Below are 17,019 nucleotides of genomic sequence, written 5' to 3'. Positions count from 1 at the left end.
CCTTTTTCTGGCCGACACCGTGGTTCGTTGCCAGGCCCGATGAGGGGCTGCCCATAAATGCCGAACGGAGCGAACTGCACGATGGCCGATAGCCAGCCTTTTGTTGATCACTACCGAATTTTGCAGCTCGATCCGGGCTGCGACGCGAAAGACCTTGAGCATTCTTACCGCCATCTGGCGAAGATGTATCATCCCGATCACGCAGAAACGGCCGACGTCACGAAACTGAATGAAGTGATCGACGCTTACCGGGCTTTGAAGAACCCCGACGATCGTGCCGCATATGATGCGGTCTATTCGGAAGTCACCGGATACATTTTTCCTGCGAACCACGAATCAGACCTGTATCGGAAATCGGCGGTTACCGATGCCGATATCCATGCGAAGATACTGCTGTTTCTGTACAGGAGGCGCAGGGAGCACGCTCAGGATCCGGGCGTAGGCCGATATTTCGTCCAGGAGCTGATCGGCTGTTCGGACGAGCATTTCGAATTTCATACCTGGTATCTCAAGGCAAAAGGCTTCGTCGAAACGACCGAGCAAGGAAGTCTGGTAATCACCGTCGAAGGGGTCGATCACGTCATCGCCACGTCGCGAACGAACATCAGGGAGAAGCTGCTGATCGCGCAATCCCACGATAATCCGGATCAGACACAACCTTAGGACTGGCATTCACCACGGCCCAACCCGAGGGGGGCTGTCCATTGCCCGAACCTCTTCAGATGTGATCGACCTATTGATCCTATACCTGAAACCCCCGCCAGAGGTGCTCGGGCGGGGGTTTGCTAGGAGGCTCGTCGGCAGCAAGATACTTCGTGTGATCGGGAAGCATCGACTTCGTCGAGCGTTCACATTTTAACTTTTATCCGATTCAAGTCGAATTGCCTTTTCCCAACTGTCGGAATGGGGACCAGGGAAATCCGGTGGGTAACGGGGTGACACATGTGTAACATTACGCCGGCGGCAGCGCCTCTAATGCCTCACCGCCAGCTATGCAGCCACATCCAGTGGACGTAGGCTTGCTTGCCCTCGTGCAGCACGGCTGACGAGACAATCGGGTAGAACCAGACGAACATTCCCCCCCGCCGTCGCCAGCGACAGGGCGGGGATCCATTCCCACCTGCCGCCCTTGCGCTGGAGCTCGTCGAGGGCGAGCGCCAGGCAGCCCATCAGGAAAGTGCCGGGCAGCAGGTAGTGGTAGTAGAACTGGATCGGCTTGCCCGAGACCAGCCACATGCCCAAGGTCGCGACATAGAGCAGCGCGAAAGCCAGCATGTCGGTGCGGCCCCTGCGCAGGCCCGACCAGAAGCACCAGAACAGCGCGGGCAGGCCCGCGAGCATCGAGAAGGGATTGCCGATCAGCAGCACTCCGCGCTGGGCGCCGTCGACGTTCTCGTAAAGGTACCAGATCGCGCGCCAGTTGATCACCCATTCGTACCAGACAGAGCGGTAGGGGTGCAGCTTCTTCACGCTGTCCTGCAGTTCGAGCATGTAGCGGTGGCGGCCGGCGAAGTCCCACCAGGCGACCGGGTTCTGAGGGTAGAAGAAGGTCGGCAGATAGGTCAGCCAGTAGACTAGCAGCGGTACGGAGCCGAGCCAGAAGGCTGCTTCGATCAGCGAGATGTCGGGCACCGGGCGCGTGTCGCTGCGGACCAGGGCGTGCCGGCCGTGGTCGCGCAGGCGCAGTACCAGGAAGGTCAGGCCGGGCAGGGCTGCCGCGGGTGCGATCGACCACTTGGCGCCGAGCGCTAGGCCGAAGCACATACCGGTCAGCGCCAGCCGCCAGCGTGCCGCTCTTGCCGGCAGCCGCAGGGCCGCGGCGAACTGCCAGAGCGCGATCATGCCGAATGTCGCCATGAACATGTCGAGCATGGCGATGCGGCTCTGGATGAACCAGGCGAAGCTGGTGGCTACGAGGAACATGCCCGAAAGCGTGGCGAAGCGGCGCAGGCTGGCCCACCACATCAGCCGGCCGAAGGCGAAGAGGCCGAAAGCGCCGAACAGCGCGGAAGGGACGCGCCAGTAGAGCGGCTTGTCGCCGAGCGCCCAGATGGCCGCGGCGATGATCTCCTTGCCGAGCATCGGATGCTCGGGATTGGCCGAGATCAGGTTCAGCAGCTTGCGCGCGGCGGGGACGTAGTGGACCTCATCGAAATATATCTTCGAGGGGATGCCCAGCCGATGACAGACCAGCGCGAGGAACCCCAGCGCGATCAGCGCGGTCCAGAGGAGCGGGTCTTTCTCTCTTGGCGGAGCGGCATCCATCTGAGCCAGCGGATAATGGGCCGTGATAGCGAGAGCAAGTCACAGGGGCCTCGTCCCGGTGGATGACGCGGGGGACGACATGCTTGCCTCGTCGCTCGCCGACTCCTAAAGCCCGGGCCATGAAACGCACTACCGGACAGGACCGCTCGATCACCTCGAAATGGCGCGCCGCCACCCATGCCGTGCGCGCCGGAACCTGGCGCTCTGAACAGGGCGAGACCAGCGAGGCGATCTTCGTCAACTCGGGCTATACATACGACAATGCCGCCGAGGCCGCCGCGCGCTTCGCCGGCACCGCGCCGGGCATGACCTATTCGCGCACGCAGAACCCCAGCGTGCAGATGCTCGAAGAGCGGATCGCGATGATGGAAGGCGCCGAGGCCTGCCGCGCCCAGGCATCGGGCATGGCGGCGATGACCGCGGCGCTGCTCTGCCAGCTGTCGGTGGGCGACCACCTCGTCGCCGCGCGCGCGATGTTCGGCCCCTGCCGCTGGGTGATCGACAACCTGCTGCCGCGTTTCGGCATCATCGCGACTTTCGTCGACGGGCGCGACAACACGGCCTGGGAAGCGGCGATCCGGAAGGAGACCAAGGTCTTCTTCTTCGAGACACCGGCCAACCCGACGCTCGACGTCATCGACATCGCCTTCGTCGCCGCGCTGGGCAAGGCGCACGGCATCACCACTGTGGTCGACAACGCCTTCAGCACCAGCGCGCTGCAGCGCCCGCTCGAACTCGGCGCCGATGTTGTCGCCTATTCGGCGACCAAGCTGATGGACGGGCAGGGCCGTGTGCTCGCCGGCGCGGTCTGCGGATCGAAGGACTGGATCGACGGCAAGCTGCTGCCCTTCCAGCGCAACACCGGGCCGACGCTGGCGCCGTTCAACGCCTGGATCGTGCTCAAGGGTCTGGAGACGCTCGAACTGCGCGCGTTCAAGCAGAGCGAGAATGCGGTCAAGGTCGGCAAGTTCGTCGAAGAGCGCGTGCCGCGCATCCTCCATCCGGGGCTGCCGAGCCACCCGCAGCACGACCTGGCGATGAAGCAGATGGCCGCGGGCGGCGCGATCTTCTCGATGTTGCTCGACGGCGGGCGCGAGCAGGCCTGGGCCGTGCTCGACGCGCTCGAGCTGATCGACATCTCGAACAACATTGGCGACACCCGCTCGCTGATCTGCCACCCGGCCTCGACGACGCACAGCTCGATCGGCGAGGAAGCGCGCCAGTCGATGGGGGTGGTCGAAGGCATGCTGCGGATGAACGTCGGGCTCGAGGATCCGGACGACCTGATCGAGGACCTCGACCAGGCGTTCAGGAAAGCGGGTCTCTGACCGCTTCGTTCGCCACGGCGATGCTTTGCCGTGGCGGAACGTCGATGTCCTTATTCTGACCTTCGCGGAGGCGCGGTACCTTTGCCGCTGCAACGCGCCATGCTTCTGTGCCGGGAACGGTAAGGGAGTAAGCAGAATGGAACGGCAGCGCGAACTGGATCTCACGGGTAAGACCGTCATCATCACCGGCGCCAGCCGCGGCGTCGGAAAGCAGGCCGCGTTCGACTTCGCCAGGCGCGGCGCCAATGTCGTGCTGGCGGCGCGGACGGTGAACCCCGACGATACCCTGCCGGGCACGCTGGGCGAGACCCTGCAGCAGCTCGAGGCGCTGGGCACCGGCGCGGGCGCGATCGCGGTGCCGACCGACCTCTCGAAAGAGGCCGACCTGCAGGCGCTGGTGGACGCCGCGGTCGAACGGTTCGGCGGGGTCGACATTCTGGTCAACAACGCTGCGGCGACCACCGGCGACTACTGGAACATCGGCTCGCTCGAGCTGTCGCGCGAGGACTGGCTCTACCAGTTCGACGTCAACACCCACGCCCCGTTCAGCCTGATCCAGATGTGCTGGCCGATCATGGAGAAGCGCGGGGGCGGGCGGATCGTCAATCTGACCACCGGTAGCGGCGAGGTCTTCCGCCTGACCGAGGAGCCGCCCAAGCTCAACGCGGTCGGCAAGTTCAGCCTGACCCATCCGGCCTACTACGCCAGCAAGCGTGCGCTCGATCGGCTGGGCAATGCTCTGGCGCCCGAGCTGGCCGCGAAGAACATCTACGTCGTCGGGCTGCATCCGGGGCTCGTCTCGACCGAGCTGGTCGCGATCCGCGTCCGCGAGATGGGGCTCGACGATAGCGTCGCCGTGCCGATGACCGTGCCGGCGCGGATGATCGTCTATTTCTCCGCCTGCGAGAACCCTGCGGAATATACCGGCCGGTTGTTCTGGGCCGAGCGCGAGCTCGCTGACATGGGCATCGAACTAGACTGAGAGGGCCGAACTGCACCGATCACGCGGGCGATTGTCGCGGCGCGATTCAGCCGCTAGTCTTTGTGCGATTATGAAGGAGCTATTTCAGCACGCCGCGATCACGCCGGTCAGCGTCATTGACGCCAGTGGCGGCGCGCAGGCACCGTCGAGCGGCGGGATCACCGTCCGCGTGGCGGTGAATTTCCTGCCGGAACAGTCGCGGATCGAGGCCGAGAAGTGGTTCTGGGTCTATCATATCCGGATCGAGAACGACTCGGACGAGACCGTCCAACTGATGACCCGTCATTGGCGAATCACCGATGGCCGCGGGATGGTCAACTTCGTCGACGGCGACGGCGTGGTGGGTGAGCAGCCGGTGCTCAAGCCGGGGCAGAGCCACGACTACGTCTCGGGCTGCCCCCTGACGACGCCGCAGGGGTCGATGGAAGGCCACTACACCTTCCGCCGCCGCGACGGTTCGGATTTCCAGGCGGCGATCCCGTTCTTCCCGCTCGCTGCGCCCGCCACTGCGGGTTGACCCTTCGACAAGTTCGGGATGAGCGGGTAGTGACCCCGGTATGAAGCGCACCCATCTGCCTCTCAACGCCTTGCGCGTCTTCGACGCGGCAGCGCGCCACCTGTCTTTCACCCGCGCGGCCGATGAGCTTGCCGTGACCCCGGCAGCGGTCGGCCAGCAGATCCGCGCGCTCGAGGATCTCCTCGGCGTCGTCCTGTTCCGCCGCACCTCGAAGGGGCTCGAACTCACCGACGAGGCGGGCGCCGGGCTCAGAATCGCTGCGCACCGGCTTCCTCCATTTCGAGGATGCCGTGCAGGCGATGCAGGCGGGCCAGTCGAGCCACGTCTATACGATCGCCGCCCCGCGCGATTTCTTCGTCGCCTGGCTGGCCGAGCGGCTCGCCGCATTCCGCGCCGCGAATCCGCAGGTCCGCTACGTGCTCGTCGACGGCGAGATGACCGACTTTACCGAGGCCAATCTCGATCTCGCCGTGCGCTGGACAGAAGGACCGGGCGACCTCGAAGGTGTGGCGCTAGGCGCGGCCGATCGCGTGACTGTCGGCGCGGGCGAATGGATCGCCTGGCCGGGCGACCTCGCGCATATCGAAGGCCACGAGAAAGCGCCGCTCATCGTCGGCGATGCCGGCGAAGCGATTGCCGCCGCTGCCGCCGGCCTCGGCCGCGCCCGCGTGCCGGTGATGCTGGCGCAGAGCTGGATCGACGAGGGCAGGGTAACCGCGGAAGGCCCGCCCGAGACCGGCCGTCGCGGTTATTGGCTGCTCGCCCCGCTGCCGCAGTGGCGGCAGAAGAAGGTCAAGGCGCTGGTCGCGTTCCTCTCAGGGGAATAGCCGCTTAGCGCCGGGTACGGCGATAGGTGCGGCAATTCTGGTTGTAGCGGGTGCGGGCGATCTCGTGCCCGGCAATACCACCGCCGACTGCGCCGATGATTGGGGCGCCGCGGCCGCCGACGATTGCTCCCAGCACCGCGCCACCGGCCGCGCCGACGACGGCGCCCTCGGTCTTGTTGAGGCGCTTGCAGGCCCGCGCATCGGCGGTCGTCGCGGTGCCGATGGTCAGGGCAGTGGCGGCAATCATGAGAAAGGTGCGTTTCATCGGTGTCATCCTCAGGGTAATTCCCTACGTAAAAGCGCAAAAGTGCACTCTGTTCCATAGCGTATTGCTTTTCGGAGCGACGAAGCGAGGCGTTGGCGCGACGGGCATTGCCCGCACTCGTCGATCGCGGCAGACTGTTCGCACTACACGTCTGACGAAATTCCGGAGAGAGATGCATGATCACCCGCCGCCGCTGGCCCCTGGGCCTTGCCGCCATTGCGCTTGCCGCCTTGTCCTGGACCGCGCGCGCTGCCGCAGCGCCCACCGATCCAGCAACCCAGCAGGGGGCGGTCGCGGGCTGGCAGGACTTCGTCGAGAGCCTGCGCACGCTGCCCGACCGGATGCTCGCGAAGCTGCCCGAGCCGATGCGCAATGATCCGCAGATGCAGCAGGAAGTCGCGCGCCTCGCGCTCGAAGCATTGGCTTCGCAGACACTGGACGCGATTGCAGGCGATGGCGACGCGCCGCAGTTCATGCCGTCGATCGGCCAGGTGCTCAACATTGGCCAGCCTAACGCCGACACGATCTACCGCAGCGCACACATAACGCCGGGGGGGGCCTATCGCCTGCGCGGGATACGCGGGAACGTCTCGCTGGCGATCATCCAGCAGGTCCTGCCGCCGACCGATCCCAATCGCGGTGCCGCCGCGCAGCTCGATCTCGCGACGGTCAAAGTCGACAAGGACGGGCGCTTCGACGTGCTGGTCAGCCCGACCAAGCCGGCCGGCTACGCAGGGGACTGGTGGGAGTTGAGCCCGAGTGCGACCCGCCTGATGATCCGCATGGTCAGCGCCGACTGGGCCAAGGAAGTCGATCCGACCCTGTCGATCGAACGGCTGGACAAACCGATCGGCCGGCCGCGGCCTTCGGCGACGCTGCTGGAAGGCCGGCTGCGCGCCTTGCCCGGTCAGATCGATTTCATTGCCCAACTCTTTGTCGATCACGTGGACAAATTGCGCAAGCAGGGCGTGGTCAACCAGGTGAAGGTGTTCAACCCGCCTTTCTCCATCCTCAAAGGGCAGTTCTACTACGAAGGCACCTACGACCTGAAGGACGACGAGGCGCTGATCATCGAGTCGAACATCCCGACCAAGTGCAACTATCGCTCGCTGATCCTCACCAACGAGATCTACGAGACCACCGACTGGTACAACAACCACGCCAGCCTCAATGGCGCCCAGGCCGCGCCCGACCCTGACGGCAAGCTGCGCATCGTCGTTTCGGCGAAGGATCCAGGCGCGAAGAATTGGCTCGATACTTCAGGCTATCCAACCGGCATGATTCAAGGTCGCTGGACCGGCTGCGACAGTGAGCCGATCCCGAACGTGCAGAAGGTCAAGGTGGCCGAGGTGCTCAAGGTGCTGCCTAAGGGCGTGGCGACCGTGACTCCGGCGCAGCGGCAGGACATTCTGCGCGAGCGGCGTCGGGCACTCCAGGAACGCCCGCTGTGGTGAGTGTCTAGGCCGGCATGAAGCCGTGCCGCGTGCGCAGGACGCCGTAAGACGGATCGGCGTCCGAGCGCGCCCCCGGCGTCAGCGTGTTCGACGATTCCCAGTCGTAGGTCAGCGGGATCGCGACCGACCAGTCGCGCACCGCGATCCGGTGCTTGACCTTCCAGCGCCCGTCTTCGCGGATTAGCCTGTCGACGAAGCGGCCGCCGAGTTGGTTGCACATCGGCGTGCCGTCTGGCGCGGTGTCGCGGGCGACGGCCAGGAAATAGGTTTCCGCCCCGGCCTCGTCGCCGTCGAGCGTGATCAGCGACTGGCCCAGCGAATGCGACAGAGTTTCGGTGGTATCGGCCACCATGCCGCACATGATCCGCGAGAATTCGTCGCCCGGCGCGCGGACGATGCCGTGATCGTCCCAGCTGTCCGACGCATAGGCGCTCGCCATCAGCGGCTCGTCGCAGCGGTCCGATCCGCGGCAGTATTCGGCCAGCACCTTGCGGATCCGGTGGTGTTCGAGCATTTCCTGCAGCTCTGCGTCCATGTCAGGCTCCTTCTCCTGCCGCGAGGATACAGTGCGCTCCCGTCCATTTGAATCGCGATTGCGAGCACCAAGGCCCCGCTTGTTCCAACGAAAAAGGGCCCCGGGACCGAAGTCCCGGAGCCCCTTCGGGTAGATTGACCGAACCGATCAGAAATCGAACTCGTGGATCTTTCCGTCGAAGTTGCCGCCGAGCAGTTGGTTTGCCTTGGCGAGCTTCTCCTGCGGCACGCCGGCGAGGTAGCCGTCGAGGATCCGCTGGTAGTTGCTGATCATGCCCTCCACGTCTTTCGACAGGCGCATGAACTCGAAGCCCTTGGCGTGCAGGCCGATCTGGTTGATCGGGATGTTCGAATAGTCCTGCCGCGGAATCGGCGGGAATTCAGCGCTGTCGTAAGGCAGCACGGTCGCCCCCATCACCGGCTCCGGCTCTTCACCCTCGGGGAACATGGTCAGCGAGTAGATTTCGAAGAAGCAGCTTTCCGGGCCAAGCGGGCGGATGCGGTAGGCGGAATAGCTGCTGAAGTAGGGCAGCAGGAAGTAGTGCGGGAAGAGAAACTCCACCGCATTGACCGGGTCGGAAACCATCACCTCGCATAGGTTCGGCACCGGCTCACCTCTGGCCTGAAGCTGCTTGGTGATCTCGTTTGCGACCATGCCGTACCACATCGGAATCGCCTGGCCGACGTCTTCGGGCAGACCTTCGACGTTCAGCAGCCCGCGGGCGATTTCGACCTCCTTGGCATGCAGCATGCCGGCCATGCCTTCGCTCAGCAGTTCCATGCTCAGCATCTGGGCATCGAGGGCCTCGCGCAGCGTCGCGCCGGCCGAGGCCTTACGCACATGCGCATCCTCGTTCGGATCGCGCTTGTGCCCCGAGCCGTAGCGGTCGTCGTACATGTTGCCCGTCGCCGCATAGAGCTGCGGATGCGTCTTCATGACGTGATAGCCTTCCATGAAGGCTTCCATGGCGAGCTTCCAGTTTGCCGGCAGCACCGTCCCGAAGCACCATTCCGTGCGGAGCTTGTGGACGTTGTGGGCCTCGAGCCGGTCGATCAGCGGACCGATACTGTCGCGCACCGACGGCGCCTCGTTGTCGAAGTTGATCCAGACGGCGCCGATCGCGATCTCGGTGCGGCACGGAACCAGGTTGAGATCGGCGTGCTGGAGCTGATGCTCGGAGAACAGCTGCTTGCCATAGACGAGCGTATTCTCGCCATGCATGTCGAAGCGCCAGCCGTGGAACGGGCAGACGAAGCCCGACTGCTTGCAGTTGCCGTGATCGGCCGTGCCCAGTTCACCGGCTTTGGGCATGCCGGCGATCGGCACGCCGCGGTGGCGGCAGGCATTGTGATAGGCCTTGATGCCGCCGGCGCCGGTATTGACGATGATGATCGACTTGCCGACGTTGCTGTATTCGATCCAATCGCCTTCGTCGGGGATCTGTTCGAGCCGGCAGGCCATCTGCCAGACGTGCGGCCAGAAGTGATCCAACTCCATCTGGTAGAATTCCGGATCGTAATAGCGCTGTGCCGGAACGCGCTCCGGGTCGTCCATGGGGAACGGAACGGCCCGCAGGCCCGTGTCAGCTGATTTAAGCACTCCCACACCTCTTAGATTCGTGTTCTGCTGAACAAATGTACAACACCCCCCCCGTCTAAGCAATGGGGGAGTCGACTTCCGAACATCCGGCGGGACTGTGCCACAGCCCATTCCGCCTCTCAACCCGGGCTTTGACGCCAGCGTGCCGCCCATTTATCGCCAAGGCGAAGCGAACGGGAGTGCCGAACATGACCGGCGAGGAAATAGCGCTAGAGCCTGAGCGACCGATCATCGATCCGCACCTCCACTTCTGGGATATCCGGCCGAAGACGGGCGCCGCCCAGCACTTCCTTTTTCCCGAATGCCTGACGATGGTCGCGGCCGCGGGGCACAATATAACGCATTCGGTCTTCGTCGAATGCGGCCAGATGTACCGTCAGGATGCGTCGCCGGAGCTCGCCTGCGTCGGCGAGACCGAATTCGTCACCGGCATCGCGGCGATGAGCGCCAGCGGCAACTACGGTCCCGCGCGCTATGCCCATCGCATCGTCGGCAGCGCCGACCTCACGCTCGGAGCGCGCGTGCGGCCCGTGCTGGAGGCGCATATGGCAGTTGCCGGCGAGCGCTTCCGCGGCATTCGCATGCCTCTGGTATACAACGAAGCTGGCCTGTTCGGCTTTCCCTGCGATCCCGTGCTGAAGGGCATGATGCTCCGGCCCGACTTCCGCGAGGGCGCCCGGGTTTTGGCGGAGCTCGATCTCAGCCTCGACGTCTGGTGCGTCCACAGCCAGCTGCCCGAACTCATCGCGTTGGCCGATGCACTGCCCGATCTGGCTATCGTGCTCGACCACGTCGGCACGCCGCTGGGCGACGATCGCGCCGCATGGGATTCGGCCATTGCCGAACTGGCGCGGCGGCCCAATGTTCGGGTCAAGCTCGGCGGCATGGGCATGGACCTGACGGGCCCTATCCCCGCCGGCACAGGGAATGGGCGTTCGGAAGACCTGGCGCGGCAATGGCGGCCGCTCGTCGAGACCTGCATCGCCGCCTTCGGCCCGACGCGCGCGATGTTCGAAAGCAACTTCCCGCCCGACAAGGCCGCCGCCAGCTACGGCGCGACCTGGAACGCGTTTAAGCTCATCGCTAAGGACTATTCCGAGGACGAGAAGGACCGCCTGTTCCGCGGCACCGCGGCGGAAACCTACCGAATCTGATCAACGCGTCCGGTTGGGATCGAGCGCCGAACGCCGTACGGGCTGCGGGGCTGGGGCGGCTGTCGGCGTGCCCTCCAGCGCCATCAGCGCGGCAATGCGCTTTTCGGTCGCCGGGTGTGTCGAGAACAGCTCGGACACCTGCGTCGGCACGATATACAGCTGCGCCGCCGCGGGATTGCCCTGCGATGCCGCGCTCGGCATGCGCTGCGCCGGCCCGGCGATCTTGGCCAACGCCGAGGCAAGCGCGCGGGGATTGCCGCTGATCTCGGCACCGGCACGGTCCGCCCCGAATTCGCGCGTGCGGCTGATCGCCATCTGCACGATCATCGCCGCAAAGGGCGCCATGAAGACCGCCAGAATCGCCACCAGCGGGTTGGGCCGGTTTTCGCCGTGGCCGAAGAACAGGCCGAAATTGGCGATCATCGAAATGGCGCCGGCGATCGTCGCGACCATGGTCATAATCAAGGTGTCGCGGTTGCGGACATGGCCGAGCTCGTGCGCCATGACGCCGGCGACTTCCTCGTGGCTCAGCATCGACAGCAGGCCAGTCGTCGCTGCCACCGCGGCATTCTCCGGGTTGCGGCCGGTGGCAAAGGCGTTGGGGCTGGGATCGTCGACCAGGTAGACCCTGGGCATCGGGATCGCCGCGCGGCGGGCAAGCTCCGCCACGAGCCCGTAGAACTCGGGCGCGCTGGCCGCGTCGACCTCGCGCGCGTGGTGCATCCGCAGGACCAGCTTGTCGGCATTCCAGTAGGTGAGCAGGTTCATGCCCGCCGCGAAGATCAGTGCGATCGTTGCGCCGCCCGTACCGCCGAACATATAGCCGAGCGCCATGAACAGCGCCGTCAGCGCCGCCAGCAGCATGGCCGTCTTCATTCCGTTCACTGTGAGAAACTCCCGATCATCCGCAGCGAATCTAGGAAGCCCAGCCTAAGTTTCAACGCGTTTCGCAGCGCTGAACTTGGCAGCGCCGCGCGCGAATAGTACAGACTATCTTTCTTGGCGAACGGGGAGAACCAGGTGGCGAAAGGCCGGATGACCGAGGACGCGACCATGGCCGCAGAGCAGGAGCAGCCGCGGCGCAAGCGTCGCTCGTCGGAAGAAGTCGCCGATCGCATCCTCGATGCCGCGGCTGAAGAGTTCGAGCTCGCCGGCTATGCTGGAGCCACTACCGCCGCCATCGCCCGCCGGGCCGAAGTCACCGAAGCGCAGATCTTCCGGTTCTACGGATCGAAGCAGGAGCTGTTCCGCGCGGCCATCTTCAAGCCGCTCAACCGCCATCTCGTTGCCTTCCATGAGGCAAACCAGGGCCCGCTCGGCGACACGCAGACGATGCGCGACATGGCGCGCCGCTATATCAACGAGTTGCAGGACTTCATGGCGCAGCATTCACGCATGTTCATGTCGTTGATCGTCGCCACCGCCTATTCGCCCGAGGCGACCAATCCGGTCAGCGACATGGAAGGCCTGCGCGCCTATTTCGAGCAAGGCGCCAAGACGATGACCAGCCGGATGGGGGACAGCGTGCCGGTCGATCCCAAGCTGATGGTGCGCGTGTCCTTCGTCGCCGTGCTCGCCAGCCTGATGTTCAAGGACTGGCTGTTTCCTGCGGACATGGCCACCGACGAAGAAATCCGCGATGCGATCGCGGGCTTCGTCATCGACGGCATCATGGCCAACGAGGAAAAGTGAAGGCTTGAACCTTCCCAACAGCCGTCGCCCCTGCGAAGGCAGGGGCCCAAGCAAGCTCACGTCCGGCCACCGAGGGCGCGATGAGGAGATGTCGGTCGGGCCGCTGCCTTCGCAGGGGCGACGGGGAAAGCGGGGGCGAAGCTTTCCTGCGACGTGTAGGGTGATCTCGTTCAGAGCGTCGGATTGATCAGGAACTTCTCGCCCGTCGCCATTCGCGCGTAGGCCAGCATCGTGTCGCGCTCGAGCGCCTCGGCCAGCGAGATCTCGCGGGTGTAGTGGCTGGCGAAAGTGGTCTTGAGCCCCGCGAGCACGCGCGCCTGCATCGCGGCCGCCCGCTCGGGCCCGACTCGGCCGATGGTTTGCGGCAGGGCCCAGTTGTTGACCGACCAGAGCATGCCGTAACGCTCGTTGTGAAGCACGGTCGGCGAGACATCGAGGTGGCCGTAGATGTTGACCTGGGTCAGCGTCATCGAGCCGTAGGGGCTGTAGAAGCCCATCTGCGCGGCGGCCACGTCCTCCATCGCTTCCATCAGCATGCCCGGCGTATCGCCGCCGCCGATCGCGTCGAAGGCGATCGTCGCGCCGGTCGCCGCGATCGCGGCGCGCAGTTGCGCGGCGAAATCGGGGGCGGAGGAATTGCAGATATGTTCGGCGCCCAGATCGGCGAGGATCTGCGCCTGCTCGGCGCGGCGCACGACATTGACCAGCGGAATGCCGTCCTCGCGGCAGATCGCGACGAGCATGCGCCCGAGGTTCGAGGCGGCGGCGGTATGGACCACCGCCTTGTGGCCATCGAGCCGCACGGTCTCGGCAATGGCGAGCGCGGTCATCGGGTTGCAGAAGGCGTCGGCGCCGTCGCGCGGCGAGGTGCCGGCGGGCAGCGGTGCGAACTCGCCGGTCGAGACCGTGGCATATTGCCCGAAAGTCCCGCGCCGCAGCGACAGCGCCGTCACCTGTTGGCCGATCATCTGCTCGCAGTTCCTGCCCGCGGCAACGACCGTGCCCGCGCCGGCAAGCCCGGGTTCGAGCGGCGCGCCGACGCGCCCGGCGTAGGCGGGAAGGGCCTCGGGCGGGAGTGGAATGGCCACTTCGCCTGCGCTGAACTGGCCGTCGGCCGGGTTGCCCGCGGCAAGTAGTGTCATGAGATCCGATGGGTTGATCGGCACCGCTTCCAGCCGCATGACCACCTCGTCTTCGCCTGGCTGGTCGACCGGGAGCTCGGCCAGGCCGAGACGCAGCGTTCCGTCGGCGCCGAGTGTCGAAAGCAGCCGGGTTCCGTGGCTGGGCAGGTTGGCGATCATGTAAGGCGTTCTCCCTCTCACCAAGGGATTGATCATGCCGCGCGGCGGGGATCAAGCCGCGATCAGTGGCCTGCCACCTGCGCTGGCGCCGCAAGGCCGTTTTTGCCCAGTGTGATCATGCGGCCTAGCATCAGGAGGAAAATGAAGCTCGCCATGCCGCAGGCCAGCAGCATGACGGTATAGGCGCCGAACTGCCGCGCATAGGGCTCGACCAGCAGCACGCAGAGCGGAGTCGAAAGGAACTGGCCCATCTTCACCAGGCCGGCGGCACGCGCCTGCTGGTGGGGCAGCACCTTGCCGCCGAGCGAGGTCATGACGTTGGGCACGAACCAGGCATTGCCCAGGCCATAGAGGATGAAGCCGCCGACCATGACCGGCAGGCTCGCCGCCAGCGCGGCGATCAGCATGCCCGTGGCGGCCAGCCCGAAGGCGACGAGAAAGGCGGCGTGGACCGAAAGATAGCGCATCGCCTTGCCGTAGAACATGGCGGACAGGCCGCCGATCAGCGCGCTGGCCAGCATGATCATGCCGATGCCCGAAGGCTGGAGCCCGAACTTGTCGCGGAACAGGAACGGTGAATAGATCGTCGGCAGGAAAGTGATCGCGCCGGTGAACAGGGTGAGCGCGACATAGTGCCAAGGCATCCATTTGAAGATGGATTCGCTCGCCAGACCTGCGGCTGCGGAGCGCGGTTGCTGCGGAACCTCGCTGAGCGGACTGACCAGGATCGCGGCGAAGACCACCAGGCCGAAGAGATGCTCGAGGAACGGCAACCGCCAGCTGATGTCGCCGAGGAAGCCGCTCAAGGGGAAGATCGCCAGCGAGAACAGCGTCGCGATCGCGACATGCAGCCCCATCCATTTGGCCCGGCCGGCCCCGCTCAGGCGTGTGTTGACGAGGGTGAGCGCCATGACCTGGATGCAGGCTGCGCTGAGGCCGACGAACAGGCGCGAGACCAGCAGCATCGGCAGGCTCGACATGAAGAAGCCGGAACTCCCCCCGATCGCGAAGACCAGCGAGGCGATGAGGAGCAATCGGCGCATGCCAAGCTTCGCGACGAGGAAACCGCCGAGCGGCGCTCCGGCGACCATGGCCAGGGTGACCGCGCCAAACAGCTGCTTGACCAGCATCTGATCCGTCGGCGTGTGTGCCAGTGCCTTCTCGATCGACGGCAGAACCGGGTTGAGCACGGTCAGCGACATGCCCGCGACGACGCCGCCCATCAGAACTACGACTTTCTCGCCGATGCTCAATCCCGGCGCCGTTGTTGCCGCTTGCTGGGCCTGGTCCATCATTCCCGCTTCTCCCTAGCGGTCGCTTGCTTGGTGCGATCCGGAGCGCACCATTGCAGGCCGCGATCAAAGTTCAAGGCCTAATTCGGTGGTTCGGTGGCGATCCCGTTTCGTGATAGGTTCGGGTCCATTCCGAATACCGACTCCAACCCGTCGCAACGTGCCGGCCACAGGAGGAAATCATGGCGGAAGACTTCGACGAAACCAAACTCAACGAACTCATCGGCAAGGTGATCGGCGATGTCGCCGGCGCGCTCAGTCTGTTCCTGTCCTACATCGGCGACCAGGCCGGTGTCTTCGCCGCGCTCGACGGGGCCGGGCGGCTGACGGCAGATCAGCTCGCGGCGAAAACCGGATACAATCGCAAGTATTTGCGCCAATGGCTCGGCTCGATGTCGGCTGCGGGCTACGTCACGTTGCACGGGGAGGACGAGACCTTCTCGCTCAGCCCCGAACAGGCTCTGGTCTTCACCCGCGAAGGGCAGCCGGCCTGCATGCAGGGCTTCTTCGAATCCGTGGTCTCGCAGTACGAGGCGCACGCCCAGGCGGTCGAGACGTTCAAGTCGGGCAAGGGCCGGCCATGGAGCGACCAGACGCCCTGCTGCTTCCGCGGCGTCGACCGCTTCTTCCGCCCGGGCTACGCGGTCAACTTGGTCGAGAGCTGGATTCCTTCGCTGAACGGTGTCGAAGCAAAGCTCAAGGCCGGAGCGAAAGTGGCCGATATCGGCTGTGGCCATGGCTCCTCGACCGTGCTGATGGCGCAGGCCTATCCCCAATCCACCTTCCACGGCTTCGACTTCCACGCCCCCTCGATCGAGCAGGCGCGCGCCCGGGCTGCGGAGGCGGGCGTGACCAATGCCGCGTTCCACGTCGCGATGGCGCAGGACTATCCAGGCGAGGGCTTTGACTTCGCCTGCATCTTCGACGCGCTGCACGACATGGGCGATCCGGTGGGCGCGGCGCGGCACATCCGCTCGACGCTGTCGCCGGGCGGCACTTTCATGTTGGTCGAGCCGATTGCCGGCGACGCCATGGCCGATAACATGAATCCGATCGGCCAGATCTTCTATGCGTTCTCGACCACGGTCTGCACGCCCGCCTCGCTGGCGCAGGACATCGGGCTCGGCCTAGGCGCGCAGGCGGGCGAGAAGCGGCTGACCGCGGTGCTGAACGAGGCGGGTTTCACCCATGTCCGCCGCGCCTCGGAGACGCCGACGAACATGGTGCTGGAAGTGACGGGCTGACTTAGCCCCAAACGATCTAGCCCGCGTGCAGGCCGGCGGCGTGGATGCCGGCGTTCGCGGCTTCCTCGTCCTTGTCCGACAGGTCGCCGCTGACGCCGACGGCGCCGAGCAGCGTGCCGGCGCCGTCGCGGATCAGTACGCCGCCCGCGGCGGGGATCAGCTTGCCTTCCCAAGCCACCGAAAGCGCAGCGATGAAGGTCGGGCGGTCGGCGGCCATCTCGCCGAGCGCGCGGCTCGACACGCCCATGGCGAGCGCGCCCGCGGCCTTGCCCTGGGCAATCTGCGGCCGGCCGTATCCCGAACCGTCCTCGCGCTCCATCGCCACCAGGTGCCCGCCGGCATCGAGCACGACGATGGTCAGCGGCTTCAAGCCCACTTCCCGGCCATGGGTGCGGGCGGCGGCGATGACGGTGCGGGCCTGTTCGAGACTAATCATGGCGACTCCAGAATGTATCCAAAGTGGCGCCTTAGCTTGTCATCCGGCTCGGCGAAAGCCGAGACGTCTTGCGCCGCGTTGCGTGCCAGCGGACAGTCGGCAAAACCGGCGACTCGGTCGGCGATGGA

At 65.3% G+C, this 17,019-nt stretch carries 16 protein-coding genes and 1 pseudogene; 9 read left to right on the top strand and 8 right to left on the bottom strand.

The window, feature by feature from the left end; genetic code table 11:
• Positions 1–81 precede the first annotated feature (81 nt).
• Positions 82–663, top strand: a complete 582-nt coding sequence (locus KRR38_RS11880) for a J domain-containing protein (RefSeq protein ID WP_217401702.1) — start codon at positions 82–84, stop codon at positions 661–663.
• 327 nt (positions 664–990) lie between these two features.
• On the opposite strand, the gene KRR38_RS11875 is transcribed toward KRR38_RS11880, so the two are convergent.
• Positions 991–2,265 carry a phospholipid carrier-dependent glycosyltransferase gene (locus KRR38_RS11875; RefSeq protein ID WP_254514765.1) on the bottom strand — a complete coding sequence of 425 codons (1,275 nt, stop codon included), beginning with the start codon at positions 2,263–2,265 and terminating at the stop codon, positions 991–993.
• Between the two features lie 119 nt (positions 2,266–2,384).
• Between KRR38_RS11875 and KRR38_RS11870 the strand changes: the two genes are divergently transcribed.
• From KRR38_RS11870 to KRR38_RS11855, 4 genes and pseudogenes are all read left to right on the top strand, one after another.
• Complete coding sequence (locus KRR38_RS11870) at positions 2,385–3,593, top strand: PLP-dependent aspartate aminotransferase family protein (RefSeq protein WP_217401700.1); 1,209 nt, start codon at positions 2,385–2,387, stop codon at positions 3,591–3,593.
• Between the two features lie 136 nt (positions 3,594–3,729).
• Complete coding sequence (locus KRR38_RS11865) at positions 3,730–4,575, top strand: SDR family NAD(P)-dependent oxidoreductase (RefSeq protein ID WP_217401698.1); 846 nt, start codon at positions 3,730–3,732, stop codon at positions 4,573–4,575.
• 70 nt (positions 4,576–4,645) lie between these two features.
• Entirely contained in the window at positions 4,646–5,092 is a 447-nt protein-coding gene (apaG, locus tag KRR38_RS11860; RefSeq protein ID WP_217401696.1) for a Co2+/Mg2+ efflux protein ApaG, read from the top strand.
• Positions 5,093–5,132: 40 nt separating this feature from the next.
• Positions 5,133–5,919: pseudogene (locus KRR38_RS11855) on the top strand (LysR family transcriptional regulator).
• 4 nt (positions 5,920–5,923) lie between these two features.
• Here KRR38_RS11855 and KRR38_RS11850 read toward each other — a convergent pair.
• The gene (locus KRR38_RS11850; RefSeq protein WP_254514764.1) at positions 5,924–6,184 is read right to left on the bottom strand and encodes a hypothetical protein; all 261 of its coding nucleotides are present in this window, start codon (positions 6,182–6,184) and stop codon (positions 5,924–5,926) included.
• A 176-nt stretch (positions 6,185–6,360) separates the two neighbouring features.
• On the opposite strand from KRR38_RS11850, the gene KRR38_RS11845 reads away from it, so the two are divergent.
• Positions 6,361–7,638, top strand: coding sequence for a DUF1214 domain-containing protein (locus tag KRR38_RS11845; RefSeq protein ID WP_217401694.1), 1,278 nt, complete (start codon positions 6,361–6,363; stop codon positions 7,636–7,638).
• A 4-nt stretch (positions 7,639–7,642) separates the two neighbouring features.
• On the opposite strand, the gene KRR38_RS11840 is transcribed toward KRR38_RS11845, so the two are convergent.
• The gene (locus tag KRR38_RS11840; protein ID WP_217401692.1) at positions 7,643–8,173 is read right to left on the bottom strand and encodes a nuclear transport factor 2 family protein; all 531 of its coding nucleotides are present in this window, start codon (positions 8,171–8,173) and stop codon (positions 7,643–7,645) included.
• Positions 8,174–8,320: 147 nt separating this feature from the next.
• Entirely contained in the window at positions 8,321–9,772 is a 1,452-nt protein-coding gene (locus KRR38_RS11835; RefSeq protein ID WP_309141030.1) for an aromatic ring-hydroxylating dioxygenase subunit alpha, read from the bottom strand.
• Between the two features lie 188 nt (positions 9,773–9,960).
• Here KRR38_RS11835 and KRR38_RS11830 point away from each other — a divergent pair, with 188 nt between their 5' ends.
• Positions 9,961–10,926, top strand: a complete 966-nt coding sequence (locus KRR38_RS11830) for an amidohydrolase (RefSeq protein WP_217401690.1) — start codon at positions 9,961–9,963, stop codon at positions 10,924–10,926.
• On the opposite strand, the gene htpX is transcribed toward KRR38_RS11830, so the two are convergent.
• Entirely contained in the window at positions 10,927–11,811 is an 885-nt protein-coding gene (gene htpX, locus KRR38_RS11825) for a zinc metalloprotease HtpX (protein ID WP_309141029.1), read from the bottom strand.
• Between the two features lie 135 nt (positions 11,812–11,946).
• Between htpX and KRR38_RS11820 the strand changes: the two genes are divergently transcribed.
• Positions 11,947–12,618 (top strand): TetR family transcriptional regulator, encoded by a 672-nt coding sequence (locus KRR38_RS11820; RefSeq protein WP_309141028.1) that lies wholly within the window; start codon positions 11,947–11,949, stop codon positions 12,616–12,618.
• A 170-nt stretch (positions 12,619–12,788) separates the two neighbouring features.
• On the opposite strand, the gene KRR38_RS11815 is transcribed toward KRR38_RS11820, so the two are convergent.
• Entirely contained in the window at positions 12,789–13,919 is a 1,131-nt protein-coding gene (locus KRR38_RS11815; RefSeq protein WP_217401688.1) for a zinc-binding dehydrogenase, read from the bottom strand.
• Between the two features lie 62 nt (positions 13,920–13,981).
• Positions 13,982–15,214 (bottom strand): MFS transporter, encoded by a 1,233-nt coding sequence (locus tag KRR38_RS11810; protein ID WP_217401686.1) that lies wholly within the window; start codon positions 15,212–15,214, stop codon positions 13,982–13,984.
• A 179-nt stretch (positions 15,215–15,393) separates the two neighbouring features.
• Here KRR38_RS11810 and KRR38_RS11805 point away from each other — a divergent pair, with 179 nt between their 5' ends.
• On the top strand, positions 15,394–16,455 hold the full coding sequence (locus tag KRR38_RS11805; RefSeq protein WP_217401684.1) for a methyltransferase domain-containing protein: 1,062 nt from the start codon (positions 15,394–15,396) through the stop codon (positions 16,453–16,455).
• A 16-nt stretch (positions 16,456–16,471) separates the two neighbouring features.
• Here the strand turns inward: KRR38_RS11805 and KRR38_RS11800 are convergent, their stop codons facing one another.
• Positions 16,472–16,891, bottom strand: coding sequence for a heme-binding protein (locus KRR38_RS11800; protein ID WP_217401682.1), 420 nt, complete (start codon positions 16,889–16,891; stop codon positions 16,472–16,474).
• Positions 16,892–17,019: the final 128 nt, after the last annotated feature.

This window comes from Novosphingobium sp. G106 (assembly GCF_019075875.1).
In the GTDB taxonomy this organism is placed as follows: Bacteria; Pseudomonadota; Alphaproteobacteria; order Sphingomonadales; family Sphingomonadaceae; genus Novosphingobium.
Note: the sequence above shows the minus strand (reverse complement) of the source record. Positions and strands in the feature narration are given on the sequence as shown.